The organism is Frondihabitans sp. PhB188 (assembly GCF_003752365.1).
In the GTDB taxonomy this organism is placed as follows: Bacteria; Actinomycetota; Actinomycetes; order Actinomycetales; family Microbacteriaceae; genus Frondihabitans.
In genome coordinates this window covers 424,346-451,130 of sequence record NZ_RJUO01000002.1, presented here as the reverse complement: position 1 = coordinate 451,130, position 26,785 = coordinate 424,346, and the positions used below count along the sequence as shown (strand labels likewise).

24 protein-coding genes are annotated in these 26,785 nt (G+C 71.2%); 15 read left to right on the top strand and 9 right to left on the bottom strand.

Annotated features, from left to right (window positions below; genetic code table 11):
• Positions 1–57 precede the first annotated feature (57 nt).
• From EDF46_RS07000 to EDF46_RS06980, 5 genes are all read left to right on the top strand, one after another.
• Entirely contained in the window at positions 58–1,311 is a 1,254-nt protein-coding gene (locus EDF46_RS07000; RefSeq protein ID WP_233579918.1) for an extracellular solute-binding protein, read from the top strand.
• A gap of 39 nt (positions 1,312–1,350) precedes the next feature.
• Positions 1,351–2,328 (top strand): carbohydrate ABC transporter permease, encoded by a 978-nt coding sequence (locus EDF46_RS06995; protein ID WP_123505557.1) that lies wholly within the window; start codon positions 1,351–1,353, stop codon positions 2,326–2,328.
• Positions 2,328–3,194, top strand: coding sequence for a carbohydrate ABC transporter permease (locus tag EDF46_RS06990; protein WP_123505556.1), 867 nt, complete (start codon positions 2,328–2,330; stop codon positions 3,192–3,194). The genes EDF46_RS06995 and EDF46_RS06990 overlap by 1 nt, the downstream gene beginning before the upstream one ends.
• Positions 3,195–3,196: 2 nt before the next feature.
• The gene (locus tag EDF46_RS06985) at positions 3,197–5,122 is read left to right on the top strand and encodes a glycoside hydrolase family 127 protein (protein WP_123505555.1); all 1,926 of its coding nucleotides are present in this window, start codon (positions 3,197–3,199) and stop codon (positions 5,120–5,122) included.
• 79 nt (positions 5,123–5,201) lie between these two features.
• The gene (locus EDF46_RS06980) at positions 5,202–6,923 is read left to right on the top strand and encodes a CBM35 domain-containing protein (RefSeq protein WP_233579917.1); all 1,722 of its coding nucleotides are present in this window, start codon (positions 5,202–5,204) and stop codon (positions 6,921–6,923) included.
• 140 nt (positions 6,924–7,063) lie between these two features.
• Here the strand turns inward: EDF46_RS06980 and EDF46_RS06975 are convergent, their stop codons facing one another.
• The 3 genes from EDF46_RS06975 to EDF46_RS06965 are packed head-to-tail and all read right to left on the bottom strand — an operon-like array spanning position 7,064 to position 10,094.
• Positions 7,064–8,485 carry an MSMEG_0567/sll0787 family protein gene (locus EDF46_RS06975; protein ID WP_233579916.1) on the bottom strand — a complete coding sequence of 474 codons (1,422 nt, stop codon included), beginning with the start codon at positions 8,483–8,485 and terminating at the stop codon, positions 7,064–7,066.
• Positions 8,486–8,487: 2 nt separating this feature from the next.
• Positions 8,488–9,561: an MSMEG_0568 family radical SAM protein gene (locus tag EDF46_RS06970; protein ID WP_233579915.1), complete on the bottom strand. Its 1,074-nt coding sequence runs from the start codon at positions 9,559–9,561 to the stop codon at positions 8,488–8,490.
• Between the two features lie 2 nt (positions 9,562–9,563).
• A complete protein-coding gene (locus EDF46_RS06965) occupies positions 9,564–10,094 on the bottom strand; it encodes an MSMEG_0572/Sll0783 family nitrogen starvation response protein (protein ID WP_123505554.1) in 531 nt (176 codons plus the stop codon).
• A 221-nt stretch (positions 10,095–10,315) separates the two neighbouring features.
• Here EDF46_RS06965 and EDF46_RS06960 point away from each other — a divergent pair, with 221 nt between their 5' ends.
• The 7 genes from EDF46_RS06960 (at position 10,316) to EDF46_RS06930 (ending at position 17,364) form a co-directional block, all read left to right on the top strand.
• Positions 10,316–11,188 (top strand): carbon-nitrogen hydrolase family protein, encoded by an 873-nt coding sequence (locus EDF46_RS06960; RefSeq protein ID WP_123505553.1) that lies wholly within the window; start codon positions 10,316–10,318, stop codon positions 11,186–11,188.
• On the top strand, positions 11,181–11,471 hold the full coding sequence (locus tag EDF46_RS06955; RefSeq protein ID WP_123505552.1) for an MSMEG_0570 family nitrogen starvation response protein: 291 nt from the start codon (positions 11,181–11,183) through the stop codon (positions 11,469–11,471). The genes EDF46_RS06960 and EDF46_RS06955 overlap by 8 nt, the downstream gene beginning before the upstream one ends.
• The gene (locus tag EDF46_RS06950) at positions 11,468–12,742 is read left to right on the top strand and encodes an MSMEG_0569 family flavin-dependent oxidoreductase (RefSeq protein WP_233579914.1); all 1,275 of its coding nucleotides are present in this window, start codon (positions 11,468–11,470) and stop codon (positions 12,740–12,742) included. The genes EDF46_RS06955 and EDF46_RS06950 overlap by 4 nt, the downstream gene beginning before the upstream one ends.
• Positions 12,743–12,762: 20 nt before the next feature.
• A complete protein-coding gene (locus tag EDF46_RS06945) occupies positions 12,763–13,623 on the top strand; it encodes a carbon-nitrogen hydrolase family protein (protein ID WP_123505551.1) in 861 nt (286 codons plus the stop codon).
• Between the two features lie 27 nt (positions 13,624–13,650).
• Positions 13,651–14,793 carry an MSMEG_0565 family glycosyltransferase gene (locus EDF46_RS06940; protein ID WP_123505550.1) on the top strand — a complete coding sequence of 381 codons (1,143 nt, stop codon included), beginning with the start codon at positions 13,651–13,653 and terminating at the stop codon, positions 14,791–14,793.
• On the top strand, positions 14,750–16,198 hold the full coding sequence (locus EDF46_RS06935) for an AMP-binding protein (protein WP_123505549.1): 1,449 nt from the start codon (positions 14,750–14,752) through the stop codon (positions 16,196–16,198). The genes EDF46_RS06940 and EDF46_RS06935 overlap by 44 nt, the downstream gene beginning before the upstream one ends.
• Before the next feature lie 122 nt (positions 16,199–16,320).
• Positions 16,321–17,364, top strand: a complete 1,044-nt coding sequence (locus EDF46_RS06930) for an NAD(P)-dependent alcohol dehydrogenase (RefSeq protein WP_123505548.1) — start codon at positions 16,321–16,323, stop codon at positions 17,362–17,364.
• A 29-nt stretch (positions 17,365–17,393) separates the two neighbouring features.
• Here EDF46_RS06930 and EDF46_RS06925 read toward each other — a convergent pair whose 3' ends face one another.
• From EDF46_RS06925 to EDF46_RS06905, 5 genes are all read right to left on the bottom strand, one after another.
• The gene (locus EDF46_RS06925; RefSeq protein WP_123505547.1) at positions 17,394–18,086 is read right to left on the bottom strand and encodes an anti-sigma factor; all 693 of its coding nucleotides are present in this window, start codon (positions 18,084–18,086) and stop codon (positions 17,394–17,396) included.
• Entirely contained in the window at positions 18,083–18,589 is a 507-nt protein-coding gene (locus EDF46_RS06920; RefSeq protein WP_123505546.1) for a sigma-70 family RNA polymerase sigma factor, read from the bottom strand. The genes EDF46_RS06925 and EDF46_RS06920 overlap by 4 nt, the downstream gene beginning before the upstream one ends.
• Before the next feature lie 79 nt (positions 18,590–18,668).
• Entirely contained in the window at positions 18,669–20,228 is a 1,560-nt protein-coding gene (locus tag EDF46_RS06915) for an FAD-dependent oxidoreductase (RefSeq protein ID WP_123505545.1), read from the bottom strand.
• A complete protein-coding gene (locus EDF46_RS06910) occupies positions 20,225–21,118 on the bottom strand; it encodes an FAD:protein FMN transferase (RefSeq protein WP_123505544.1) in 894 nt (297 codons plus the stop codon). The genes EDF46_RS06915 and EDF46_RS06910 overlap by 4 nt, the downstream gene beginning before the upstream one ends.
• Positions 21,105–21,599 carry a hypothetical protein gene (locus tag EDF46_RS06905; protein ID WP_123505543.1) on the bottom strand — a complete coding sequence of 165 codons (495 nt, stop codon included), beginning with the start codon at positions 21,597–21,599 and terminating at the stop codon, positions 21,105–21,107. The genes EDF46_RS06910 and EDF46_RS06905 overlap by 14 nt, the downstream gene beginning before the upstream one ends.
• A 171-nt stretch (positions 21,600–21,770) precedes the next feature.
• On the opposite strand from EDF46_RS06905, the gene EDF46_RS06900 reads away from it, so the two are divergent.
• The 3 genes from EDF46_RS06900 to EDF46_RS06890 all read left to right on the top strand — a co-directional run bounded on the left by EDF46_RS06900 (position 21,771) and on the right by EDF46_RS06890 (position 25,246).
• Positions 21,771–22,418 (top strand): dihydrofolate reductase family protein, encoded by a 648-nt coding sequence (locus EDF46_RS06900; protein WP_123505542.1) that lies wholly within the window; start codon positions 21,771–21,773, stop codon positions 22,416–22,418.
• A 152-nt stretch (positions 22,419–22,570) separates the two neighbouring features.
• Positions 22,571–24,619, top strand: coding sequence for a GMC oxidoreductase (locus EDF46_RS06895; RefSeq protein ID WP_123505541.1), 2,049 nt, complete (start codon positions 22,571–22,573; stop codon positions 24,617–24,619).
• A gap of 60 nt (positions 24,620–24,679) precedes the next feature.
• A complete protein-coding gene (locus EDF46_RS06890) occupies positions 24,680–25,246 on the top strand; it encodes a TetR/AcrR family transcriptional regulator (RefSeq protein WP_123505540.1) in 567 nt (188 codons plus the stop codon).
• Positions 25,247–25,483: 237 nt separating this feature from the next.
• On the opposite strand, the gene coaBC is transcribed toward EDF46_RS06890, so the two are convergent.
• On the bottom strand, positions 25,484–26,761 hold the full coding sequence (coaBC, locus tag EDF46_RS06885) for a bifunctional phosphopantothenoylcysteine decarboxylase/phosphopantothenate--cysteine ligase CoaBC (protein ID WP_123505909.1): 1,278 nt from the start codon (positions 26,759–26,761) through the stop codon (positions 25,484–25,486).
• Positions 26,762–26,785 lie beyond the last annotated feature (24 nt).

The following is a 26,785-nucleotide window of genomic DNA, read 5'->3' as shown; positions in this document are numbered from 1 at the left end:
CAGCGGACCTCTCCGTCCCGCATCCTGCAGACACGCTGCATTCAGAGAGGAATCACTGTGATCTCGTTCTTCCGCCGCAAGCGCGCATTGACCGCGCTCGCCGGTCTCGCCGTCGCCACCGTCGCGCTCACCGGCTGCTCCACCGGATCCGGTGGCGGCAGCTCCGCCGCCAAGGGCACCTACACGTTCTGGGACCCGTATCCGCAGTTCGACGCGTCGTCCGCCTGGACGAAACTGGTTGAGAAGTGCGGCACGGAAGCCGGCGTCACGATCAAGCGCACCGGCTACGACACGTCGGATCTCACCAGCAAGGCGCTTCTCGCCGGCCAGCAGGGCAACTCGCCCGATCTCCTGCTCGTCGACAACCCCGTCGTCTCCACTCTCGCCGATGCGGGCCTGCTGACGGACACCTCGGAGACCAAGACCAGCACCTCCGACATCGAGGCGAACATCCTCGCGGCCGGCCAGGTCGACGGCAAGACGTACGGGGTTCCGATCGGCGCGAACACGCTCGCGCTCTACTACAACAAGAAGATCCTGAGCGCGGCCGGCGTCGACGCCTCGAAGATCACGACGTGGGACTCCCTGACCGCGGCGCTCGCAAAGGTGAAGGCGGACGGGAAGAAGGGCATCACCTTCTCGGCCATCGGCACCGAAGAGGGCAGCTTCCAGTTCCTGCCCTGGTACTGGGGGTCGGGAGCCGACCTGACGAAGCTCGACTCGTCGGACGCGGCATCGGCTCTCTCGCTCTGGACCGACTGGGTAGACAAGGGCTACGCCCCCAACTCGGTCATCAACAACACGCAGACGACCTCCTGGCAGGAGTTCCTCACCGGCGACTTCGCCTTCAGTGAGAACGGCACCTGGCAGCTCGCCGGCGTCAAGGCGTCGAAGATCGACTACGGCATCATCTCGATCCCGGCGAAAGCCGGCGGAGCGGCTCCCGCGCCGACGGGCGGCGAGTTCCTGACCATCCCGGTCCAGAAGGACTCTGCTCGCTACGCAGTCTCGAAGAAGATCCAGTCGTGCCTGACCTCGACGGCCAACTACGTCTCGACCGACACCACCCTCTCGTACGTCGCCCCCACCAAGGCCGCGCAGGAGAAGCAGGTCGCGGCCGACCCGGACCTCGAGCCCTGGGTCACCGCGGTCGGCGACGCCAAGGGTCGCACCAGCGACAACCTCGGCACGAAGTACCCCAAGATCTCCGAGCAGCTCTGGAAGGCCGTGCAGAACAGCCTCAGCGGCTCGCAGACGCCCGACGCCGCCCTGAAGCAGGCGCAGACCGCCGCCGCCGCGGCAATCAAGTAATCCCCCACCCCCGACACGGCAGCCCGCAGGAGCATCCCCATGAGCAGCACCATCATCGAACGCCCTGAGGCCGCCGTGCCCGACGGGAGGCCGGCGACGAACGCCGGCCTCCCGCCCCGACCCTCTCTGAAGAAGCGATTCCGCGCCGACCAGCTCACCGCCTGGGGGTTCATCGCCCCGGTCGTCGCCTACCTCGTCATCTTCTACGCGTACCCGCTCTTCAAGAACGTCGACCTCTCCGTGCGCGACTACACGGTCCGGTCGTTCATCGACGGCAACGCCCCGTTCGTCGGATTCGCCAACTTCACCGCGATCTTCCAGAACCCGACGTTCGGACCGGCACTCGTTCACACGCTGCTGTTCACCGGCATCTCGATCGCTTTCCAGTTCACGATCGGCATGGCCCTGGCCGTGTTCTTCTTCCAGAACTTCCGGCTCTCCTCGACCCTGCGGGCCCTGTTCCTGGTGCCCTGGCTCCTGCCGCTCATCGTCAGCGCCTCGACCTGGTCGTGGATGATGAACAGCGACTCCGGCGTCATCAACTCCGTTATCCAGAGCTTCGGCGGCACCGGCATCAACTGGCTGACCTCCCCGCACTGGGCACTCGTCGCAGTGATCATCGCGAACATCTGGATCGGCATCCCGTTCAACCTGGTGATCCTCTACAGCGGCCTGCAGAACATCTCGACGGACATCTACGAGGCGGCTTCGCTCGACGGCGCCAACGCGTCGCAGAAGTTCTGGCGGATCACGTTCCCTCTGCTCAAGCCGGTGTCGGCGATCACGATCCTTCTCGGCCTCGTCTACACGCTCAAGGTCTTCGACATCATCTGGATCATGACCAAGGGCGGCCCGGGCGATTCGTCCACCACCTTCGCCATCTGGTCGTATCAGCTCGGCTTCGGCAGCACTCTGCCGGACTTCAGCCCGGCCGCCGCCGTCGGCAACCTCCTCATCGTCATCGCCCTCATCTTCGGGTTCCTCTACCTCCGCGTGCAGAAAAGGCAGGACGCCTGATGTCCAGCATCACCACTCGACTCTCGAACGTCGCTCCCGGAAGCAGGCGGCGCGGCCGCCGCACCTGGCACAAGACCCTCCTCGGCCTGGTCTTCACGGCGATCATGCTGTTCCCCATCTACTGGATGGTGAACGTCTCGCTGACGCCGGCCGACCGGATGCGGAGCTCGCCGCCATCCTGGTTCCCGTTCGCACCGACCTTCGACGGCTACATCGCCGTGATCCAGCAGCAGCTCCCCTACCTCGGCACAAGCCTCGTGATCGGCCTCGGCACCGTCCTGCTCACGGTCGTCGTCGCCGCTCCCGCGGCCTACTCGCTGGCCAAGCTGCGGCCGAAGGGCGGGGGCGCACTCTCGTTCGTCCTGCTGGTCGCTCAGATGATCCCGCAGGTGATCGTGGCCATGGGCTTCTACGCCATCTACCTCAACCTCGGCATCCTCAACCAGCCCGCCGGCCTGATCATCGCCGACTCCACCCTCGCCGTGCCCTTCGGCGTGCTGATCTTCACCGCCTTCATGAGCGGGATCCCCGACGAGCTGATGTCCGCCGCGAAACTCGACGGCGCAGGCACCATGCGCACGTTCCTGAGCGTCGTCCTGCCCGTGAGCCGCAACTCGATCGTGACCGTGAGCCTCTTCGCGTTCCTGTGGGCGTGGTCCGACTTCGTCTTCTCCTCGACTCTCAACTCCGGCGGGGACGCCCAGACGATCACCCTCGGCATCTACCGCTACATCGGCAACAACAACCAGGACTGGAACTCCATCATGGCGACCGCCGTCGTCGCCTCCATCCCCGCGACCATCCTGCTGATCGTCGCCCAGCGCTACGTCGCCGCCGGTGTCACCGCGGGCGCCGTGAAGGACTGACCATGACCGACACCATCTCCCTCGCGGCCCCCGGCACAGAAGGTCGCTCGACCAATCGACGCGGCGGTCCCGTGTCGCCGTCGACCTCGCTCCTCACCCCGCTCGACTCCAGCGAGATCCATCTGACCAAGGGCTACTGGCGCGATTGGCAGCGGACCAACGCCGAGGTCGTCCTGCTTCACTGCGAGACCTGGATGGAGCGCATCGGCTGGACCTCGAACTTCGACCGTGCCGCATCCGGCGAGACCGGCTGGCAGCACTCGGGCATCGAGTTCGTCGACTCCGAGATCTACAAGCTCCTCGAGGGCATGGCCTGGGAGCTCGGCCGCGGTGGCGACCCCGAGCTGAACGCCCGCTACGACTCGCTGGTCTCGCGCGTGGCAGCGGCGCAGGACCCCGACGGCTATCTCCACACGTCCTTCGGCCGTTCCTGGCAGCGCCCGCGCTACTCGGACCTCGAGTGGGGTCACGAGCTGTACTCGTTCGGCCACCTGATCCAGGCCGCCGTCGCCCGCATCCGCACTGTCGGCCACGGCGAGCTCGTCGATGTCGCCGTCCGCCTCGCCGACCACCTCTACGAGACCTTCGGGCCCGACGGGCGGGTCGCCGTCTGCGGCCACCCCGAGATAGAGCCCGCACTGGTCGAGCTCGGACGAGCCCTCGACGAGCCCCGCTACATCGAGCTCGCCGGCCTGTTCGTCGAGCGCCGCGGGCACGGGCTCCTGAAGCCGATCGAGTACGGCCAGGAGTACTTCCAGGACGACGTGGCCGTCCGCGAGGCGACGACCCTCCGAGGCCACGCGGTACGCGCCCTGTACCTGGCCTCAGGCGCGCTCGACGTCGCAGTGGAGACAGGGGATCAGGAACTCGCCCACGCCGTCGAGCAGCAGTGGCGGCACACGGTGGCCACCCGCACCTACGTCACCGGCGGCATGGGATCGCACCACCAGGACGAGGCGTTCGGCGTCGACCACGAGCTCCCGCCGGACCGCGCCTACTCGGAGACCTGCGCCGGCATCGCCTCCACGATGCTGTCGTGGCGCCTGCTCCTGCAGAACGGCGACTCGGCGTATGCAGACCTCATCGAGCGCACGCTGTTGAACAACGTCATGGCGTCCCCGCGGGAAGACGGCCGAGCCTTCTTCTACACCAACACTCTCCACCAGCGTGTTCCCGGCACGGTGCCGTCCGAGGTCGACATCAACGCCCGGGCTCTGTCGAGCCTCCGAGCGCCGTGGTTCGAGGTGTCGTGCTGCCCGACCAACGTCGCGCGCACGCTCGCCAGCGTCGAGCTGTACTTCGCCACCAAGACCGACGACGGCATCCAGCTGCACCAGTACGGCGACTACGACGTGCACACGACACTCGCCGACGGTACGCCGATCGAGTTCTCCGTCGCGAGCGGCTACCCGTTCGACGGCCGCGTCACGGTCACCTGGCGCCGGAGCACCGGCCGCTCGGTCGACCTGCGACTCCGAATCCCGGCCTGGGGTGCCGGCGCCGTCCTGAGCCTCGTCGGCGAGCAGCCACGCAGCGTCGACGCCGACCACGCCATCGTCTCGCGGGCTTTCGAAGCGGGCGACACCGTCCAGCTCGACCTGCCCATGGAGGCGCGGTGGACCACCCCGGACCCTCGGATCGACGCGATCCGCGGCACCGTGGCCGTCGAGCGAGGTCCCCTCGTCCTCTGCCTCGAAGAGACCGGGGGCTCGGTCAACGACGTCGTCGTGGACACGGACGAGCCACTGTGGACGACAGACCGCGGCGCCGGGGTGACCGTCCGCGACATCTCCACTGTCGATCCGGCGTGGCCCTACGGCGACGCCGTCCCGGCCGAAGGGCCAGGGCGCCACGCGATGCTCGTCCCCTACGCCACCTGGGCGAACGACGGGCCCTCGACGATGCGGGTGTGGCTCCCGAGGGGGTAGCGCGCCGACAGGCTTCGCCGGGGCAGCCTGTCCGGGCGGACGGAAAGAAACATCAGCAGACCACGCAAAGGAGCATGGAATGAAGAAGAGAACCATCACGTCAGCGATAGCGGCGTCGGCCCTGGTGGCCACCAGCGTCTTCGCCTTCGCCGGCGCCGCGCAGGCGGAGACGAACACCCTCGTCGTCAATGCCGGCGCGACGCTGCGGCCGGTCACCCACGCCGCCTCGGGGGGCCTCTACGCGCTGGCGACGACGACCACCCCGGATCCTGCGCTCCTGCCTCCCCTCCACCTGAGCCAGCTCACGCAGCCGGCGCCCGGTGTCACTCAGCTCGGCAACGGCGCGACGACGCCGACCGGCGACGCGCTCAAGGTCGCGCCCAGCGCGATCGGCGCCGGCGCCCAGACGACGGTCCGCATGCCCGACATCTACCCGGACTTCCCGTACAAGTGGGTCTCGATGTCGGACTACCTGAGCAAGGTCGACACCATGGTCAAGGCCCGCCTCGCCGCGACGTCGACCACGAACATCAACGGCTGGGAGCTCTGGAACGAGCCCGACGGCAACTGGGACACCGCCAAGGCCGGCCCGTTCAACGACGCCTGGGTCCAGATCTACCGCGAGGTCCGCTCGCTCGACACGGTCACCCCCATCGTCGGGCCCAGCTACAGCCAGTACAACCACGCCACCATGGTCGCGTTCCTGACCAACGCCAAGAACACCGGCACCATCCCCGACGTGACCAGCTGGCACGAACTCGACAGCGGTCAGAACGGCTGGGCGCGGATCACCTCCGACGTCGCCGACTACCGCGCCGTCGAGACCTCCCTGGGCATCTCGCCCCGCCCCATCTCGATCAACGAGTACGCGGCGCCCGACCAGGTCGATGTGCCCAGTGCAGCCCTCCACTACGTCGCCCAGTTCGAGCGGGCCGGCGTCCGCGACGCAGAGCGCGCGTACTGGTTCGAGTCCGGGACCGTCAACGGACTCCTCTACAACGGGGCTCCGACCGCGAGCTACTGGATGTACAAGTGGTACGGCGACATGGCAGGAAGCATGCTGCCCGTCACCGCGTCCAACTACCTCGACGGCATCGCCTCCCTCGACTCGACGCGCAAGAAGGTCGACGTCGTCTTCGGCGGCCAGGCCGGCACCACCACGGTGCGCGTCGACGGGCTCTCCGGTTTCGGCACGCAGGTGAAGGCGACGCTGTCGTACACGCCGGGATCGGGACGGCAGACCAACGTCGCCGCGCCGACGTCCCTCGGCTCGCAGACGCTCCCCGTCACCAACGGCTCGGTCAGCGTCCCCGTCTCGGCCAACGCCGACTACAACGGCGCCTACCAGCTCACCGTCACTCCGGTCGCCGGACCGACCACGGCATACCAGCAGACCTACGAGGCTGAGAACGCCACGGTCGTCAATGCGTCGAGGCTCAGTTCGTCGACCGCCTCCAACGGCGGCTACGTCGGTCGCATCGACGGGTCGTCCGACATGCGCAGCGACAGCTTCGTGGACTTCCTCGTCACCGTTCCCACGGCCGGCAGCTACAACCTCGCTGTCCGCTACGCCAACGGGGGCACCGCCACATCGACCCAGGGCCTGGCCTACAACGGAGGCGCGTTCTCGACGGTCTCCTACCCGGTGACGGGCAGCTGGGGTTCGTTCGCGAACTCCGTCACGACGCCGGTCACGCTCAAGGCCGGGTCGAATGTCATCCGGCTGGCGAAGGGATCGCCGAACTACGCCGGGGGCTCGGGCTATGCGGAGCTCGACTCCATCACGGTCACTCCTCGCTAGGAGCGCCCGCTGAAGGCGAGGCCCCGCGCCGAGAGGTGCGGGGCCTCGGTCTGCTCGCGGGTAGCCTGCCGGGATGAACGCCGAGACCGCCGGCCGAGACGGCGCGCTGACGCGGTCGGAGCGCGCGAACGCGGCCGTGCTCAGGCGGGGCCGAGGCCGGTCACCCCTCCGGTGACCGCTCGCGTGGTCTCGCCGTCGGGCCACCGCAGGACGATGCCGCGCTCCAGCGTCAGCGAGCCGACCTCGGCCGTCGATGCGAACGGAGAGTCCATGCGCGACTCGCCCGGGCGGTCGGCCGTGATCATCCCGAAGCCCGGGAAGCACCCGAGCCAGTCGCCCAGCGCGACGTCTGCCGAGGCGTGCGGCGTCGGGACCGCCTCGACGTCGAGCACCGCGCCGTAGCCGCTGGCCTCGGCGAGCATGCCCGCCGTGCCGACGATCCCGGCCATGCTGACGTCCTTCGCGGCGGCCGGCCGCGCGCGGGCCACGGCGGCGGCGAGGTCGCGCAGCTCGTCGGAGCGGCGTCCCTCGGTCGAGTTCCACTGCGCTCCGCGGTGTCCTTCGCGCCAGGAGCCGCTGACGTCGATGGTGAGGCTGAGCGCGTCGCCGTAGCGGCCGCCCCCGCCCGGAACCGGATGGCCCGTGCGTCCGAGAGCCGTGACGGAGAGCGCTGCCGGCACGCCGACCTGCGTGTGCCCGCCCAAGATGGGGATGCCCCAGGCCGCAGCGCCGCGACGGATGCCTGTCATCACGCGGCGTACGAACTCCGTGTCGCGCCCGGCCACGGCGTCGAGAAGCCCGACCGGCGCGGCGCCCATCGCGCTCAAGTCGTTGACGTTGACGAGCACGCCGCACCAGCCGGCCCACTCCGGATCGCGCTCGACCATGGAGGGCAGGATCGCGTCGCACGCGGCGATCACGTCGCTTCCGGGGACGGGAGCGCCGTCGTCCCCGACCCAGCCGGGGCCGCCGAGCGAGGTCGCCGGGGCGTCGGCCCACGCCGAGTGGGGCTCGAGCAGGGCGGCGAGGTGCGACTTCGTGGCGTCGACGAGTCGCTGGTACCGGTCGATCGGCCAGCGCATGGCGAGATGGTCGACGCCGCCGATGACAGTGCTGCCCGTCGTCTGCCAGCCGAGGCGACGGAAGAGGACCGAGCTCCGGGTCTGCACGGTCGCGTCGAAGCGGATCACCCCGAGCTGCTCCGCCAGGGCGCTCGCCGCCCGCACGAGCGCGGAGCCGATTCCGAGCGCACTGCGGGCCTCGGGGGCCACGACCAGGCGCGAGCCCGTCCACCAGCCGATGTCGCGGGCGCCGACGGGTGAGATCCGCACGCCGCCGACGACCGTCGTGCCGGCCCGCGCCACGAGCACGACGGTGCGCGGGTCGTCGTCCAGGTCGTCGCGGTCCGTGCCCGCGAAGAGCCCCTGCTCATCGACGAAGGCCGCCTGCCGGAGCCTGCGGTAGGCGTCGACCTCCGTGCCTTCGGCGATGGCGACCAGGAACTCGGCGGGACGCGCGACGACACTCGGCCCCATGAGGGCCGGCACATCCAGCAGGGCCACCGCTAGCCCCCCGCCGTCTGCAAAGCCGAGCACGCGCCGCACGCCGCGCAGCCCGCCTTCTGGTCGGAGCCGCGCATCCCGGCAGCGATCAGCGCCTGCGACACCCGGGACGTGATGTCGTGGAGGACGCCGCGGTGGGGTGCAGGCACCTTGTCGACGTCGGTCGCGAGGGTGCCGCGGAGCGGGCGGAACGGGACGACGAACGGGTAGACGCCCATGTCGATCAGCTCCTGCGCTCCGGCGACCATCTCGTCGGGGTCCTCGCCCATTCCGACGAGGAGGTAGGTCGAGACCTGGTTGCGGCCGAAGACCCGCACGGCCTCCCGCCAGGCGGCCCGGTACTCGTCGAGCGAGACGCGCGACTTGCCCGGCATCCACCGGCGCCGGACCGCGTCGTCCATCGACTCGACGTGGATGCCGATCGAGCGGGCGCCGGCTTCGTACAGGTCGGTGATCGTCTTCAGGTCGGCGGGCGGCTCGCACTGGACCTGGATCATCAGGTCGGGGACGGCCTTCTTGATCGCGCGGACGCAGCGGGCCAGGTGAGTGGCCCCGCGGTCGCGCCCGTTCGAGGTGCCGGTCGTCATGACCATCTGCTCGACCCCGTCGAGTCGCCAGGCCGCCTCCGCCACCTCGGCGATCATCGCCGGCGTCTTGACGGCCACGGTGCTCCCCGACTTCAGCGACTCCTCGATGGAGCAGAAGCGGCAGCGCTCCGCCGGGTCGTAGCGGATGCAGGTCTGCACGACCGTCGTGGCGAGCACCTTCGCGCCGTGCAGGCGCGCGATCTGCTCGTACGGGACGCCGTCGGCGGTGGCGAGGTCGTAGAACCTCGGCCGATCGACGGGGGACACCTCGATTCCGGTGTCCTCCCCGTCGAGCAGGAGCCGGCCGTCGTCGACGAGGTAGGGGCTGTCCTGGTTGACCGGGATGGCCGACTGCATCCCCTGGAACAGCACGTGCCCGTCGTCGCTCGGCCCGGCGCCGCCCTCGCGATGCACGGGTGCCGCGACGCGGATGCCGCGGATCGCGACGTCGACCCGGGTCGACAGCGCCCCGCCGTTGGTGATGGTCACGGTCAGACCATGTAGGTGCTGTTGATGATCGCGCCCTTGCGGGCGTAGTGGATGACGGCGTCCTGGACGTCGAGCGGGTGGCAGGGGATGACGCCCTCGATGAGGTCCTCCTCGCGGTTGCCGTGGAGCGCCAGGCCGAAGCGGCAGCAGAACACGGTGCCGCCCTCCTTGATGAAGGTCTCCAGGGCGTTGTTGATGTTGTTCTCGCCCGGGAACCCGTCGGCCCCGGTCGTCGGGAAGCCGCGGTTGGCGATGCAGTTCATCGAGCCCGGGCCGTAGAAGTACAGGACGCTCGTGAATCCCTTGCGGAGGGCGCGGATCGCCTGCAGCGTCGCGACGAAGCTGACGGAGGACTCGTGGGCGATGCCGTGGACGAGCTGGAAGTAGTACTCGTCTTTCGTGGCCGTGTAGTCGGGGAAGATCTTCGTCGATCCGTAGATGTTCGAGCCCTTGGGGATCGAGGGGTGAGGGATCTCGGTGCGAGAGGTCTCGATGTTGTCGAGGATCTGCTGGTCGTAGTCGATGTCGCTCATGTGTGTCTCCTAGCGGGTCGAGATGCATGCGTGTCTGGATCGGGAGCCGTACGAGATCGAGTCTTTGCCGTGTTTGTTGCGGACTGGTTTCGGCGAGATTGCATGTTTCCGCCGAAACGAGCTCTTATTCCTGCCGTAACCATTCAGAAACACGTGCCGTCGTTGACTAGGTGCACCGCAGGATCCTGCGCGTCCCGCTCCACTCACCGCAAGGAGACCCGATGGCCACCACCGTCGCAGCCGTCTCGGCGAATTTCACACGAGACCTCGAGCAGAACTACGCGCTCATCGAATCCCTGGTCGCCGAGGCACGGGAGAACGACGTGCGGCTCCTCGTCCTGCCGGAGGCCGCGATCGGCGGGTACCTCTCGTCGCTCGGCAACCACGGCGACACCCTGAAGAACACGACGCGCTCCCTGCCGCCGGCGATCTCCCTCGACGGCCCCGAGATCCGCCGGGTCCAGAGCATCGTGGGCGACCTGGTCGTCTGCATCGGCTTCTGCGAGCTGGCCGACGACGGCGAGACCCGGTACAACGCGGCCGTGTGCCTCGACGGGACGACGATCTACGGCTCGTACCGCAAGGTGCATCAGCCGCTCGGCGAGAACATGTCGTACTCGGCCGGAGACGTCTACGAGGCGTTCGACACCCCCGTGGGTCGCGTCGGGATGCAGATCTGCTACGACAAGGCGTTCCCGGAGGCGGCCCGTTCGCTCGCGATGGACGGCGCCGAGATCATCGTGAGCATGTCCGCCTGGCCGGCTGCGCGCACCGCGACCGCCGAGAACCTGCAGGAGGACCGCTGGACCTACCGGTTCAACCTGTTCGACATGTCGAGGGCCCTCGACAACCAGGTGTTCTGGATCGCCTCGAACCAGGCCGGCACCTTCGGCTCGCTCCGCTACGTGGGCAACGCGAAGGTCGTCGACCCGGGTGGCAACATCCTCGCGACGACTCTGCTCGACTCGGGCATGGCGATCGCCGAGATCGACGTCGAGGGCACCTTCGCAGCCATGCGCGGCGGCATGTTCCACCTGCGAGACCGTCGCCCCGACGTGTACCGGACCGGCGAGGGGGCGTTGATCGATGCCTGAGATGACCTTCGAGGTGCGCTGGCCGGACGGCTCCGAGGTGTCCTGCTACTCGCCCAGCCTCGTGATGCACGACTACCTCGACCGCGGAGCGACGTACTCGGTGGACGAGTTCGTGAGGCGGTCGTCGGCGGCGCTCGACCTCGCCAGCGAGCGGGTGCTCGCCACGTACGGCTTCAGCTGCACGTCGGCGATCCAGCAGAAGAGCGAGATCGTCGCGACCGCAGCCGGCTTCGATACCGGCACCGTCGAGATCCTGCGCATGGAACCGGGGCTGCCCTCGTGAGCGCGCGGATCACCGACGGCTCGCACGTCGAGGTCGCCGTCGTCGGGGGCGGCCAGGCCGGGCTGTCCATGAGCTGGCAGCTCACGCAGCGGGGCATCGGCCACCTCGTGCTCGAGCGAGACACGGTCGCCCACGACTGGGCCGACCGCCGCTGGGACAACTTCACCCTGGTCACGCCGAACTGGCAGTGCGCTCTACCCGGGTATCCGTACGACGGCGCCGATCCGGACGGCTTCATGAAGCGCGACGAGGTGCTCGCCTGGATCCGCCGCTACGCCGAGTCGTTCGGTGCGCCGGTCGTGGAGGGCGTGCTCGTCACTCGAGTGCGTGAGGGGGCGGCGGGCGGCTTCGAGGTCGTCACCGACCAGGGCACCATCACGGCCGACCAGGTGGTCGTCGCGACCGGCGGCTACCACCGGCCCGTGCTGCCGGCAGCGGCCGGCCGGATCAGCGGCTCGATCGTGCAGGTGCACTCCGCCGACTACCGGTCCGCCGACGTGCTGCCCCAGGGGGGAGTGCTCGTCGTCGGCTCCGGCCAGTCGGGCGCGCAGATCGCCGAAGACCTGTTCCTCGCCGGGCGCGAGGTCCACCTGGCTCTCGGGTCGGCTCCTCGCTGCGCTCGCTTCTACCGCGGCCGCGACTGCATCGCCTGGCTCGACGACATGGGCGTCTACGACATCCCCGTCCAGGCCCAGGTCGGCGGACTCACCAAGCGCGAGTCGACGAACCACTACATGACCGGACGCGACGGAGGCCGTGACATCGACCTGCGGTCGTTCGCCCTCGGCGGCATGCGCCTCTACGGCCGTCTGATCGGCGGCGGTGGCACGTCGCTCGCCTTCAGCCCGACGGCCGAGGCGTCGCTCGACCACGCCGACTCGGTGATGGAGTCGATCAAGACAGACATCGACCGGTACATCGACCGTGCCGGGATCGACGCGCCCCGCGAAGACCGCTACGTGCCCGTGTGGCGGCCCGACGAGGAGGTGACGTCCCTCGACCTCGACGAGGCCGGGATCACCAGCATCATCTGGTCGGCGGGGTTCCGATCCGACTACTCCTGGGTGCAGGTCGGCGTCTTCGACGGCGCCGGGCACCCCACGCACCAGCGCGGTGTCACGGCCGCTCCGGGGCTGTACTTCCTGGGCCTGCCGTGGCTCCACACCTGGGGGTCGGGGCGCTTCGCGGCGATCGCCCGCGATTCGGAGCACCTCTCGTCGGCCATCGGCGACCGCGCGCGACACCCCGCGGAGGCCGCTGTGCCGGGGTAGCGGGCATTAGCCTGTCCGACATGGCCGAGATCACGATGGGCGCGGTCGCCGCCCACTTCGGGCGCGACATCGAGCGGACCCTCGCCAAGCTGCCGGGCATGATCGACCAGGCGCGCGAGCGCGGCATCGACCTGCTCGTCCTGCCCGACGCCACTGTCGGGGGCTACCTGCTCGACATGGTGCACCCCGGCCCGGAGGCGCTGCCGCCGGCCGTCGAGCTCGACGGACCGGAGGTCCAGGCCATCGCCGACATGGCAGGCGACCTCACGCTGTGCTTCGGCGTGGCCGAGAGGGCGCTCGAGGGCGGCGAGGACGTCCGGTACAACAGCGCCGTCTGCGTCCAGGGCGGCAGGGTCCTCGGCACGCACCGCAAGGTGCACCTGCCGCTGGGCGAGTCCGAGGCCTATCGCGCAGGATCCGGCTTCCGCTCGTTCGACACCCCCGTGGGGCGCCTGGGCATGCTGATCGACTTCGACAAGACCTTCCCGGAGTCGTCGCGGACGCTGGCTCTCGACGGCGCCGAGATCCTCGCCTGCCTCAGCGCCTGGCCCGCCAGCGTCACCGACCGCTCGGACCGACTCCGCAACGACCGTCAGGCCCACCTGTTCGACCTCTACGACTGCGCTCGCGCCGCCGAGAACCAGGTCTACCTCGTGTCGTCCAATCAGACCGGCGTCCTCGGCGGGCTGCGCTTCCTCGGGCAGGCCAAGGTGGTCGACCCGGCCGGCGAGATCATCGCCAAGACCTGGGCCAAGGGGGGCCTCGCCGTCGCCACGGCCGATGTCGCCACCGATGTCGCCCGGGCTCGGCGCACCATGTTCCATCTCCGCGACCGCGCCCCCAAGGCCTACGGCCCCACGGTGGCCGCGGCCCGCGACTGACCGATCTCAGCTGACCTTGGAGGTCGCGTGCGTATCGCCCAGGTGACTTACTCGACCAAGCCGCGCGGCGGCGTGGTCCACACGCTCGCCCTCTCGGAGGCGCTGGCCCGTCGCGGCCACGACGTCACGGTCTGGACCCTCGGGCGCGGCGGCGACCAGGCCTTCTTCCGCTCGGTCGACCCCGCGGTGACCATTCGGGTGGTCCCGTTCGAGCCGATCGACGGAGAAGACGTGGGGCACCGGATCCAGAGGTCGATCGAGACGATGCGGAGGGCGTTCGCCGAGTCGTCGTCCCAGTTCGACGCCGTCCACGCGCAGGACTGCATCTCGGCCAACGCGGTCGGCCCCTGCATCCGCACGATCCACCACCTCGACGAGTTCACGACCCCGCAGCTGATCGCCTGCCACGACGCGGCCATCAGGGAGCCGATCGCCCGGCTGTGCGTGTCGGCGGCGGTCGCCTCCGACGTCGCGGACGGCTGGGGGCTCGCGCCGACGGTGATCCCGAACGGCGTGGACGCGGAGCGATTCGTGGCCGCCGCCGGCCCGGCCGGGAAGGCGGGCCGCGATCGCTGGCGCACGGAGCTCGGGCCCTACGTGCTCGCATTAGGCGGGATCGAGCCGCGCAAGGGGAGCATCGACCTCCTCGATGCGTTCTCCCTCCTGCGCTCTCAGCGCCCCGACCTGCGGCTGGTATTCGGCGGCGGCGAGACGCTCTTCGACTACCGCCCGTACCGCGAGGCCTTCGATGCGCGGGCCGCCGTGCTCGGAATCGCGCCGACGATCCTCGGCGTGATCGACGAGCCCGAGCTGGCCCCTCTGGTCGCCGGCGCTGCGGCCCTGGCGTTCGTGTCGACCAAGGAGGGCTTCGGCCTGGCGGCGATGGAGGCCCTGGCCGCCGGAGTCCCCGTCGTCGCGCGCGACCTCCCTGTCCTGCGCGAGGTGTTCGGCTCGACCGTGTCGTACGCCACCGAGGCGACGTCGATCGCCGCCGCGCTCTCGTCGGCGATCGGCGGCGACGGGCCGACGGCCGACGGCGGTCGCGCGCTGGCGGCCGCCCACGACTGGGACGACGTCGCACGCCTCCACGAGTCGTTCTACGAAGCGGTCGGTCAGGAGGGCGACCATGGCCAGGCAGTCGATCTCCCGGATCTTCACGGCGCTCGCTGAGCAGGATCCCCACCGCGTCGTCGCGACCGACGACGCGGGGACGCTGACGGCCGTCGAGCTCGACCAGGCCTCCAACCGCCTCGCGCGGGCCTACCTCGCGCTCGGTGTCACGACAGACTCGCTGGTGACGGTCTCGCTGCCGAACACCGTCGAGATCGTGATCGTCTGCGTCGCGGTCTGGAAGTGCGGCGCCACGCCCCAGCCGATCTCGACGGGGCTCTCGCTGGCGGAGCGCGACGAGCTCGTCGAGCTGGTGTCGCCGGCCCTGGTCGTCGGCTTCGAGGCTGAACGCGACGTGCCGTGGGTGCCCGTCGGCTGGACTCCCGGCGCCTCGGTCTCGGACGCCGCGCTGCCGGACGCCTGGGCCGCGAGCTGGAAGGCGCCCACGTCGTCGGGCTCGACCGGGCGCCCCAAGGTCGTCCTGGCGGCCGGGCCGGCCCTCATGGATCCCGACCTCGCCGTGGCGCCCTACCTGCCGCGCGAGCAGGTTCAGCTCGTCACCGGGCCGCTGACCCACTCCGCCACGTTCACCTACGCGTTCCGCGGCCTGATGACCGGCCACGCCCTCGTCATCCTTCCGCGCTTCGACGAGACGCGGGCGCTCGCCGCGATCGAGACCCACCGGGTCACGTGGGCGCTGCTCGTCCCGACGATGATGCACCGGCTCCTCCGCCTACCGGAGTCCGAGCGCGCGGCCGCGGACCTCTCGAGCCTCCTCACGGTCCTGCACCTGGGGGCGCCGTGCCCGCCCGACCTCAAGCGCCGCTTCCTGGACTGGGTCGGTCCGGAGCGCGTCGTCGAGGTCTACGCGGGCAGCGAGTCGAACGGGCTCGTCATGATCCGCGGCGACGAGTGGCTGGCCCACCCCGGCAGCGTCGGCCGCGCGATCGGCGGCACGACGGTCGCGATCCGCTCCGCCGACGGCGCGGAGCTCCCGGCGAACGAGGTCGGCCGGATCTGGCTGCACCGGGAGGGCGAGCCGACCTACCGCTACCTCGGCGGCTCCTCGTCGCGGACCCCGGACGGGTGGGACACCATCGGCGACCTCGGGCGGGTGGACGACGACGGGTACCTCTACGTCGTCGACCGTGCGGACGACCTGATCCTGCGAGGAGGGGTCAACGTGCACCCCGCCGAGATCGAGCGCGTACTCGAGGCTCACCTCGCCGTGCGGAGCGCCGTGGCCTTCGGCGTGCCGGACGACGACCTCGGGCAGCGCATCGAGGCCGTCGTCGACGTCGCGGGCGCCGCGGTCGAGGCCGGCGACGTGCTCGCCTGGGCGGCCGGTCGACTCGATGGCGCTCGCCGCCCCGCGCGGATCCACGTGGTGGACGACCCCGTCCGCAACGACGCGGGCAAGACGAGCCGCCGGGCCTACGCGCGTCGGTTCGGCCCCGCCGGCTGAGCCGTCGGACCGGTCTCTGCGACGCGCTCTGAGTCTTCGGGCGCATAATGAAGGGACACTAGCGCGACACCTGTCGTCGAAACGAGTTCCCCGGACAGCGCTGCCGCACGAGAGGAACAGCAATGAAGGCACTCCGCTACGTCACGGTCGGCGCGGCCCCCGAGGTCGTCGAGATCCCGATCCCGAAGCCGGGCCCAGGGCAGGTTCTGCTCCAGGTGACCGCCGGCGGCGTCTGCCACTCCGACGACTACGTGATGGGGCTGTCGGCGGAGGAGTACGCCGCCGCCGGCTACCCGCTCCCGATGACGCTCGGCCACGAGGGCGCGGGAATCGTCCACGAGCTCGGCGAGGGCGTGTCGACGGTGAAGGTCGGCGACGCCGTCGCCGTCTACGGCCCCTGGGGCTGCGGCTACTGCCGCAACTGCTCGATGGGCCACGAGAACTACTGCACGAACGCGGCAGAGCTCGGCATCACGCCTCCCGGTCTCGGCACCGACGGCTCGATGGCCGAGTACATGATCGTCGACGACCCGCGCCACCTGGTGCCGCTGGGCGACCTCGACCCGGTCAAGAACGTCTCGCTCACTGACGCCGGCCTCACGCCCTACCACGCGATCAAGCGCTCCCTGCCGAAGCTCGGCGCCGGCACCCACGCCGTCGTCATCGGCTCGGGCGGTCTCGGCCACGTGGGCATCCAGATCCTCAAGGCGCTCTCGGGTGCGACGGTCATCGTGCTCGACGTCAACGACGAGAAGCTCGAGCTCGCGAAGCACGTCGGCGCCGACATCACGATGATCAGCGACGGCGACGCCGCGGCGAAGATCCTCGAGCTGACCGACGGCAAGGGAGTCGACGCGGTGTTCGACTTCGTCGGCGCCAAGCCCACCATCCCGCTCGCCATCGCCGTTGCCGCGTCGGAGGCCGACGTCACGATCGTCGGGATCGGCGGCGGCGCCGTCGAGTTCGGCTTCGGCACGATCAAGTACGACGTCGCCGTGCGGATTCCGTACTGGGGCTACCGCAACGAGCTGATCGAGGTGCTCGATCTGGCCCGTGCCGGCAAGATCGACGTCGAGATCCAGCAGTACTCGCTCGACGACGGCCCGAAGGCCTACGCCGACCTGGCGAGCAGCTCCATCCGCGGCCGCGCGGTCATCGTCCCGTAGGGTGTCCGAGCGGCGCGCGGCGGGCCCGGTCAGTAGTGCCGCGTCGCGAGCGCCACGTCGGAGCCGGCGGGGGTGATGGAGACGGCGCGGATCGACCCGGCGGCGATGTCGGTGGCGGCGGAGAGGTCGGACGCCGTGCCGCCGATGGCCTTCCAGGTGGCGACGGTCGTGCGAGTTCCGGCGTCGTCGATCACGACCAGGTCGTACGAGCCGCTGTCGGTCGCCCAGTCGGTGCCGTACGAGCAGTGCCAGTCGACGCGGGTTCCCCAGTCTTTGGCGGTCAGGCCGATGTCGGCCTCGACGGGGCTTCCGGCGGCGGGGGTCATGGCCGCGAGCGGGGCGGACGGGTCGGGACGCAGGGCGCCGACGGTGAAGCCCCCGGCGATCAGGAGCACGGCCGAGACGGCGGCGACGAGCACCAGGCCGACGCGGCGGCGCCGACGGCGGGATGCGATCCGGCCGGCGATCGACTGCACCGTGCTCGACGGCACGGGCGTCGTCGCCTCGTCGTCGAGCAGCTCGAGGGCCTCCTGGGCGCTCAGCGAGCGGAGCAGCGCGGGCAGCCCGGCGATCTCGGCCATCTCGGCGCGCGCGTCGGGACGGTCGCGCAGGTAGGCCTCGTACTCGAGGCGCTCCTCGGGCGTGAGCGAGCCGAGCACGTAGGCGGCGTCCCAGTCGCGGGGCTCGTCTCCCGAGGTCGGCGGCGGGGTGTCGTGGGTCACTGGGTGACCCCCCTCTCTTGAAGCGCGAGCCGCAGGGCCCGCAGCGCGTAGTGCAGTCGCGACTTGATGGTGCCGGGCGGGACCCCGGCCTGGTCGGCGAGGTCGGCGATGGACATGCCGAGGTGGTAGGCGCCGACGATCACCTGGCGGTGCTCGCGGGTCAGCGACTTCATGGCGTCTTGCAGCAGCCACTTGCTCAGGCTGGCGTCGGTCTCGTCGGCGGTCGCGCGCTCGGGCAGCAGGTCGGTCGGGAACTCGTGGCGGTGATGGGCGCTCCGGGCGTCGTCGACGACCAGGTTGCGCGCCACGGTGAACAGCCAGCGCCGCGCCGAGAGGTCGTCGCCCTCGAGCAGGCGGGTGTTCTTCCAGAGCCGCAGCAGCGACTCCTGCACGATGTCCTCCGCGAGGGCGGGGTCGTTCGTCAGCCGCGACACGTACCGCTGGAGCGCGGGCGCGTGCGTGTCGTGGATCGCCGACAGCAGCTCGCTGTGGTCACCGCGCATGGCGTCCCTCCTCGGGGCAAGTCTCCATCAGATGTCGCCGAGGGTCACGGGACAGGGTTCGCGGGTCAGCGTGCACCGGTCAGTACCCCGTGAAGGCGTCGGTGGTGGTGCGGTGCACGCCGGCCCGCTTCATGACGGCCTTCACCCCGGCGACCAGACGAGGGGAGCCCGAGACGTAGGCTCGCCGTCGGTGCGCGTCGGGCACGAGGTCGCGGAGGTGCTCGACGGTGAGAGGCCCGCGGCCGGCGTACGTCCAGCCCGGGGGGAGGTGGGCCGGGAGTTCCTGCGTCAGGACGATGCCACGACCCGCGCCGAGCCGCAGCTCGCCCAGGTACGCGAGCTCGTCGGGGGTGGATGCCGAGAGCACGACCACGACGTCGCGGAGCTCGTCGCGGGCGGCGGCCTCGGCCAGCTGGCTGACGAACGGGGTGACGCCGATGCCGCCGGCCACCAGCAGCAGCGGCACCGAGGCGTCGGCGGGCAGCGTGAAGTCGCCCCCGACCACGGTCGCGCTCACGGTCTCGCCGTCACCCAGCGCCAGCAGCCGGCTCTTGAACGTCGACGACGGGTCGGCGGCCTTGATGCCGATGCGGATCACGTCGGGCTCGGACGGCGCCGACACGATGCTGAAGACGCGCCGTTGCCCGCGCACGTCGGCCCCCGCGTGCGGAATGCTCAGCTCCAGGAACTGCCCCGCCCTGAACGCGACCGGCCGCCGCGGGCGGAACGCCACCTCCCACGCGGTCGGCGTCAGCCTCCGGCGCTCGACGAACTCGAGGGCGACGCGTCGGCGCTGCCCGACCGCGAACGCGAGCACGTTGCCGATGACGAGCGCCAGCTCGTAGGTGCCGTAGAGGGGTCCGACGTGGAACGGCAGGGCGAACAGCACGCCGACGATCACGGCCAGGGCCAGCTGCTGCCAGCGCCGCGGCGGGAGGGTGAGCGGCTCGCTCAGCATGAACCCCGCGAAGAAGACGACCGGCGACGAGAGCACGGCGTTCGAGAGCGCGGCGGGCAATGCGGTGCCGAACGACATCGACGCGAGGGTCACGCCGGCGATCGCCACGACCGCGAAGACGAGGCCCATCGTGAGCTTCCGCGTGCGCCGCAGGATCGCGAGGGAGGCGACGAGCACGACCGGGAGCATCGCCGGAGACCCGATCCACCAGCCCGGGAAAGCCGCGGGGATCGCGACGCTCATGACGACGGCCGCGATGGCAGCGGGGTTCGCGACGTGGCGTCCGCGGATCGCGAGGAGGTACTTCGAGGCCGAGGCGACGGCACCCGCGATCGCGAGGGCGGCGATGCCGGTGCCCGTGAGGCTCGGCTGGAAGAGGAAGACGAGGATCAGCGCCGTCACGAACGACGACTCCGTGTGGGCCTTCGCGCGGAACGCCAGGGCGAGCAGCCGCGTGCTGACGACGGTGGCGACGCAGGCCACTAGGGCGCCGACGACGATGGCCAGGGGGCTGTAGGCGATGAGCCCCAGCGCCGCGGCGATCAGCGACCAGACGAGCAGGGCCAGAAGCGCCAGGAGCACGAGCCGGTACATGGTGACGCGGCCGGTGACCCCGTCGAACCAGGCCGAGACCGAGCGCGGTCGGGTGGTGCGGCCGAGGGCGGCAGCCGGAGCGCTCATCGGAAGAGCACCTCGTCGAAGGCGGCGGTCGCCTCGACGGAGCCGTCGCGCAGAAGGCGGAGCGACTCGAACGCGATGCCGACACCCCGCTCGGCGAGCTCGGCGTGCGTGGTGAAGAACAGCGCGCTCGCCAGGCCGTCGGCCTCGAGGGCGGCGGGGGCGAGGGCCCAGGTCGCGAGGACCTCCCGCGTGGGCGCACCCGACCGCCCGTCGAGCACGTGGTGGAGGTCGTCGCCCCAGGCGCGGCGGTTCACCGCCGACGCGCACAGGGCCGTGTCGCGCAGCTCGACGACGCCGATGGCGAGCGTCGGATCGAGCGGGTGCTCGAGGGCGACCCGGGCAGGGACCTCGCCCGCCTGGCGGATGTCGCCGCCGGCGTCGATGGTGAAGTCGTCGATGCCGGCGTCGGCGAGGACGTGGGCCACCAGGTCGACCAGGTAGCCCTTGCCCGCCGCGCCCACGTCGATCAGCACCGGCTCGAGCGTGACGAGGTGCGTGCCGTTCCAGGTGGCGGCGTCGCCCCACCGCGGCACGGCCGCGGGGTCGGGCGTCGCGTGGAACGCGTAGTCGGCGCCGTAGCCGAGGTGCTCGAGGCGCCGGCCCACGAGCGGGTTGACGGCGCCATCGGTCGCGGCGGCGAGCACCGAGTAGAGGTCGAGCAGCGGCCCCGCCTCGCCGGGCAGCTCGTAGCGCCCCGCCTTCCGCGCGATGCGGCTGACCAGAGAGTCGGGGCGGAACCGCGACCAGGCGAGGTCGAACGCCTCGATCCGGGTGTCGACGGCTCGGCTCGCGTCAGCAGGCAGGGCCCCGAGCGTGGTGATGCTCCAGCGCGTGCCGATCGCGTCGAACTCGATCCGGGTCGGCGCGAGCGCTGCGTCAGGCCGTGGCATCGGACTTGATCTTCGACAGCGCGTCGTCGAAGCCCTGGCTGGTCAGCGACGAGCCGGCGACGTTGGTCACATTGAGGTCGTCGATCTTCGTGCCGACGATGGCGTCCGAGATGCCGCCGATGAACTTCGCCTCGTACTGCGTCGCCGTCGGGTCGGCCTTGACCGTCTTGACGTCGACGGCCTTCACCGTGTCGCTCGCGATCGTCAGGGTGACGCTGATGACCTCCTGGCCGCCGGGCGACGAGTAGGTTCCCTGCTCGGTGTAGGCGCCGTCCTCGTAGGTGCCGGAGCCGGCATCGGCGGGGGCCGAGCTGCCGGAGGTCGAGCCGCTGTCGGAGCTCGCAGGCGCCTTCGTCGCGCCGGCGTCGGCGGACGACCCGCCGCCGGTCGAGGCGGCGCCGGCCGAGCAGCCGGTCAGGACGCCGAGGGCGGACAGGCCGGTGAAGGCCAGGAGGGCGGTGCGGGAGCGGGGGAGGGACATCGCTATCTCTTCTCGTCGAACGGGCGTCGCGGTGACGCGGCCGGGCTGGCCTATCCCGACAACGAGACGGAGTGCGAGAAGGTTCAGTCCGCTCGACGGATCGGCGCGACGGAGTCGGCGGCCGCGCGGGCGGCGGAGCTACGCTGGCACCGAGCCGACCGAGGGAGCCCCATGAGCGCCGTCCGCATCCACAACTTCGCCGTCTCGCTCGACGGATTCGGCGCTGGTGCCGACCAGAGCCTCGAGGCCCCGTTCGGCCATGCCGACGGGCGGCTGATGGGCTGGTTCATGGGCACCCGGACGTTCCGGGCCATGCAGGGCGCCAAAGGCGGGACCGCCGGCATCGACGACGCGTTCGCCTCGGCGTGGGGCACCGGGATCGGCGTCGAGATCATGGGCCGCAACAAGTTCGGCCCCCAGCGCGGCCCCTGGACCGACGACGAGTGGACGGGCTGGTGGGGCGACGATCCGCCGTTCCACACGCCGGTCTACGTGCTGACGCACCACCCGCGCGAGCCGCTGGTCATGGAGGGCGGCACGACGTTCCACTTCGTCGACGCGACACCGGCCGAGGCGCTGGCCCAGGCGACGGCGGCGGCGGACGGCCTGGACGTGCGCATCGGCGGCGGCGTGGAGACGGTGCGCGAGTTCCTGCGCGCGGATCTCGTCGACTACCTGCATCTCGTGATCGTGCCCATCGTGCTGGGCCGGGGCGAGCGCGTCTGGGACGACCTGGAGGGGCTCGAGGGGCGCTTCGACGTCGAGAGCGTCAGCTCGCCGAGCGGCGTGACGCACGTCGTGTTCACGCGCCGGGGCTGACCGGCGGGGGCCGGCGCGCACCCGCTGAATCGGCGCCAGCCCGCCGGACGACGACCGCCGGGAGCGGCGCAGCTCGGGCGGCGGAGACCCCTTGCGCAAATTTTTAATGGTGATAAATTAACGGCACGCAGGAACTCGACGGAGAGGCTCCCATGACCGACATCGCCGCATTCGCAGAGGCCCACGCCGCCCGGCTCGACGAGCTGATCGACGCGGTGGTGCCCTCCGACGACTTTCCGTCCGGAGCCGAGGCCGGAGGCCGAGAGTTCCTGCGCCGGGTGCTCGCCGAGAGGCCGGAGTGGGTCGCGCGCGTCGAGGGGGTGCTCGCCGAGGGCGAGGCCTCTGCCGACTGGGACTGGTTCGCCGAGCTCGTGTCGGGCGGCTACTACGCCGATCCCGACAACGGCGGCAACGACGGAGCGCGCTCGTGGCAGATGGTCGGCTGGAGCCCCGACCCGATCGGCGGCTGGAGCACGGCGGTGCCGGTGGCCGAGGCGCCGAAGACGGTGGTGCACGCCCGCGATCTCGACGACCGCTACGACGCGATCGTGATCGGCTCGGGCGCCGGGGGAGGCGTCGCCGCGTGCGGGCTGGCCGAGGCCGGCCGGCGCGTGCTGGTCGTCGAGGCGGGGGCGTGGCCCGGGATCGCCGAGCTCGCCGCGGACCACATCCGCAACCCGCGCTCCGACTGGGGCCTCGCGCCGCTGTCGGGTCCGTCCGACTCCGGCAACCCCCGGATCGGCAACCGCGGCGACCTCCTGCGCCCGTCGGATCCCGCCTGGGGCAACAACGCGTTCACCGCGGGCGGCGGCACCCGCGTCTACGGGGCTCAGGCCTGGCGGTTCGGGCCCCGCGACTTCACGATGGCCTCGACGTACGGCGTCCCGGAGGGCAGCTCGCTCGCGGACTGGCCGATCGGCTACGACGACCTCGAGCCGTACTACGGGCGCGCCGAGCGCGAGGTCGGCGTCTCGGGCGGCGACGTCGACGGACCCTGGGCGGGGCCGCGCAGCACCCCGCTGCCGATGGGCCCGGTCGGGTCGGGGCCCGCCCGCGCACGCCTCGCGGAGACCGCCCAGACGCTCGGCTTCTCGACCGTCCACGTGCCCCTCCTGATCAACACGCGCGAGTACCTCGGCCGCCGCGCCTGCGAGCAGTGCGGCCTCTGCGTCGGCTTCTCGTGCCCGGTCGATGCCAAGAACGGCAGTCAGAACACGATGCTCACCCGCGCCTTCGCGACCGGCAACGCCGCGATCGTGCTCGAGACACGGGCGAGCAGGATCCGCACCGACGCAGCCGGCCACGTCGTAGGAGTCACCCTCGTCGGCACCTCCGACGGCGTGGACTGGACGCGCGACGTCGACGCCGCCGAGGTCGTCGTCTCGGCCGGCGCCACGGAGTCGGCCCGCCTCCTGCTGAACAGCGCGCACGAGCACGAGCCGAACGGGATCGGCAACAACCGCGACCAGGTCGGCCGCCACCTGCAGGGCCACGTCTACGGCGGCGCGTTCGGCATCTTCGACGAGCCGGTCGAGGATGCTCTCGGGCCCGGTCCGTCGATCGCGACGACCGACTTCCGGCACGACACCGGAGACGGCCGCATCGGCGGCGGCATCATCGCCAACGAGTTCGTCGCGACGCCCTCGAACACGTACCGGTACCTCACCGGAGCGGGTCTGCTCGCCCGCGCCGGAATCGAGAGCAAGCGCGGCATGCGCGACCTCTACCGGCGCACCATGCGGCTGATGGGTCCGATCCAGGAGGTCACGTCGGCGGAGGCGCGCGTGCGCGTCGACCCCTCGGTCGTCGACCGCCACGGCGTCCCGGTGGCGCGGATCAGCGGCAGCGTGCACGCCGAAGACGTCCGCGCCCGCGACTTCACGAGCGGCATGAGCGGCGAGTGGCTGCGCGGAGCGGGCGCGACGTCGGTGGTCGAGCTCCGGTCGCCGATCGACGGGCCGAGCGTCGGCCAGCACCAGGCCGGTACCGCCCGCATGGGAGACGACCCGGCGACGAGCGTCGTCGATCCGTTCGGGCGCGTGTGGGGCCACGACAACCTCCGCGTCGTCGACGGCTCGGTTCACGTGACGAACGGCGGCGTGAACCCCGTGCTCACCATCTTCGCGACGTCGCTGCGGAGCATCGAGCAGATGGCGGGCGGCTGGGTCTCGCCCCGAGAGCCCGAGCTCGCGGTCTCGTGAGGGGGCTGGTGCTGTGAGTCGGACCGCTGTGCGCCGGATCGCTGTGAGTCGGGTGGCCGCGTGAGCCGACCGGGCACGTACGCCAAGGGGGCGGCGAAGCGGCTGGAGATCCTGGAGGCGGCACACGCGGTGCTCGCCCGGGAGGGGTACCGCAACTCGTCGCTGCGGTCGATCGCGCGAAGCCTCGGGATGGAGCCCGCGCACATCCTGTACTACTTCGGCAGCCGCGAGGAGCTGCTGCGCGAGGTGATCGAGCGGTGGGACGCCGACTCCCGACGCGCCCATGAGTCGCTCGACGCGCTCGACGGGTTCGCGGAGGCCGTGCGGCGCAATGTCGGGATCCCGGGGATCGTGCACACCTACCTCACGTTCGCCGCGGAGGCCGTCGACCCGGCCCACCCCGCCCACCAGTACTTCATCGACCGGTTCGAGAGGACGCGGGCGGAGCTCAGCGCCGCGATCGCCGACGGACAGGTCGCCGGCACCCTCCGGGCCGCGCTCGACCCCGACCGGACGGCGCGGACGCTGATCGCCGTCTCGGACGGCCTGCAGCTCCAGGCGCTCGTCGACCCGGGCGTCGACGCGGTCGCCGACATGGCGGCGGCTATGGCCGACCTGCGGGTCTAGGCGGCGCCGCGCTGCGTCTGCCGCGGCGCGCCGGGCCGGCGTGTGCCCGCGGTGTCGGGGTGGTGGCCCCGCCGGATCGGCGTGTGCCCGCGGTGTCGGGGTGGTGGCCCCGCCGGATCGGGTCGTGCCCGCCGTAATGTCGGCGGGATTGTGCCGAATCGGCGGGGTTGGGCCAACGCCCGCCGGAACGGCTCGGGCCCGCCGAAACGGCACGGGCGCCACGCCGCGAGCCGGCGTCTAGGCCGACGGCGAGGGCTCACCGGCCCCGCCGACCCCGGCCCCGCCGCCACCCCGCACCCGCACCACCTCGTCGAGCACCGCGTCCGCGACCGCGCGCTTCGACCCCGCCGACTCGGCCACGACCGAGCCCGCGCCGTCGAGCACGACGACGGTGTTGTCGTCCGACCCGAAGCCGGCCGCCCATCCGACGAGGTTGACCACCAGCAGGTCGGCGCCCTTGCGGGTCGCCTTCGTGCGGCCGAGCTCGAGCAGCTCGTCGCGGGTGGGGGCGGTCTCGGCCGCGAATCCGACGACGGTCTGCCCCGGACGGCGTGCCGCGGCGAGCCCGGCCAGGATGTCGGGGTTCTTCACGAGGCGGAGGGTGAGCTCGTCGCCCTCGGCGTCCTTCTTGATCTTCGTCTCCGACACGCTTGCCGGGCGGTAGTCGGCGACGGCCGCGGCCATCACGACGACGTCGGCGATCTCGGCCGCGCTCTCGACGGCGAGAGCCATCTCGGAGGCGGTGGTCACGTCGATAACAGCAAGGCCCGCGACGTCGACCTCGCCCGCCAGGTGCGCGGCGACGAGCGTCACCTGGGCGCCGCGCGCGAGCGCGGCCCGGGCGAAGGCCACGCCCTGCTTGCCGCTCGACCGGTTGCCGAGAAACCGCACCGGGTCGAGCGGCTCGCGCGTGCCCCCGGCCGAGACGACGACGCGCAGGCCGTCGAGGTCGCGGGCCGGCACCGCCGGCGCAGCGGATGCCTCGAGCACCCTCAGCGCCGCCGCGACGATCTCATCCGGCTCGCTCATGCGGCCCTCGCCGACGTCGGTGCCGGTCAGAGCGCCGCTCCCGGGCCCCACCACGACGACGCCCCGCTCGCGCAGTGTCGCCACGTTGGCCCTGGTCGCCGGATTCGACCACATCTCGGTGTGCATGGCCGGCGCCACGACGAGCGGCGCCCGCGAGGCCAGCACGGTCGTGCCGAGGAGGTCGTCGGCGAGGCCGGCGGCGAGCTTGGCCAGGGAGTTCGCGGTCGCAGGGGCGACGACGATCAGGTCGGCGGCCTGGCCGAGCGCGACGTGGCGGACAGCGGCGACGTCGTCGTAGAGCGAGGCGGTGACCGAGTTCCTGCTGATCGCCTCCCAGGTCGGAAGCCCGACGAAGCGCAGCGCCGCCTCGGTCGGGACGACGTGCACGTCGTGGCCGGCCTTGACGAGCAGGCGCACGACGCCGACGGCCTTGTAGGCGGCGATGCCTCCGGTGATCCCCACCACGATGGTCTTGCTGTCGGTCATGACTGTCTCACCTTCGTCGAAGCG

What these genes read in the sequence shown, in the direction of transcription:
- EDF46_RS06995 (WP_123505557.1), top strand. Translation starts at nt 1,351, where the DNA reads ATGAGCAGCACCATCATCGAACGCCCTGAGGCCGCCGTGCCCGACGGG.
- EDF46_RS06990 (WP_123505556.1), top strand. Translation starts at nt 2,328, where the DNA reads ATGTCCAGCATCACCACTCGACTCTCGAACGTCGCTCCCGGAAGCAGG.
- EDF46_RS06985 (WP_123505555.1), top strand. Translation starts at nt 3,197, where the DNA reads ATGACCGACACCATCTCCCTCGCGGCCCCCGGCACAGAAGGTCGCTCG.
- EDF46_RS06980 (WP_233579917.1), top strand. Translation starts at nt 5,202, where the DNA reads ATGAAGAAGAGAACCATCACGTCAGCGATAGCGGCGTCGGCCCTGGTG.
- EDF46_RS06965 (WP_123505554.1), bottom strand. Translation starts at nt 10,094, where the DNA reads ATGAGCGACATCGACTACGACCAGCAGATCCTCGACAACATCGAGACC.
- EDF46_RS06960 (WP_123505553.1), top strand. Translation starts at nt 10,316, where the DNA reads ATGGCCACCACCGTCGCAGCCGTCTCGGCGAATTTCACACGAGACCTC.
- EDF46_RS06955 (WP_123505552.1), top strand. Translation starts at nt 11,181, where the DNA reads ATGCCTGAGATGACCTTCGAGGTGCGCTGGCCGGACGGCTCCGAGGTG.
- EDF46_RS06945 (WP_123505551.1), top strand. Translation starts at nt 12,763, where the DNA reads ATGGCCGAGATCACGATGGGCGCGGTCGCCGCCCACTTCGGGCGCGAC.
- EDF46_RS06935 (WP_123505549.1), top strand. Translation starts at nt 14,750, where the DNA reads ATGGCCAGGCAGTCGATCTCCCGGATCTTCACGGCGCTCGCTGAGCAG.
- EDF46_RS06930 (WP_123505548.1), top strand. Translation starts at nt 16,321, where the DNA reads ATGAAGGCACTCCGCTACGTCACGGTCGGCGCGGCCCCCGAGGTCGTC.
- EDF46_RS06920 (WP_123505546.1), bottom strand. Translation starts at nt 18,589, where the DNA reads ATGCGCGGTGACCACAGCGAGCTGCTGTCGGCGATCCACGACACGCAC.
- EDF46_RS06915 (WP_123505545.1), bottom strand. Translation starts at nt 20,228, where the DNA reads ATGAGCGCTCCGGCTGCCGCCCTCGGCCGCACCACCCGACCGCGCTCG.
- EDF46_RS06910 (WP_123505544.1), bottom strand. Translation starts at nt 21,118, where the DNA reads ATGCCACGGCCTGACGCAGCGCTCGCGCCGACCCGGATCGAGTTCGAC.
- EDF46_RS06905 (WP_123505543.1), bottom strand. Translation starts at nt 21,599, where the DNA reads ATGTCCCTCCCCCGCTCCCGCACCGCCCTCCTGGCCTTCACCGGCCTG.
- EDF46_RS06900 (WP_123505542.1), top strand. Translation starts at nt 21,771, where the DNA reads ATGAGCGCCGTCCGCATCCACAACTTCGCCGTCTCGCTCGACGGATTC.
- EDF46_RS06895 (WP_123505541.1), top strand. Translation starts at nt 22,571, where the DNA reads ATGACCGACATCGCCGCATTCGCAGAGGCCCACGCCGCCCGGCTCGAC.
- coaBC (WP_123505909.1), bottom strand. Translation starts at nt 26,761, where the DNA reads ATGACCGACAGCAAGACCATCGTGGTGGGGATCACCGGAGGCATCGCC.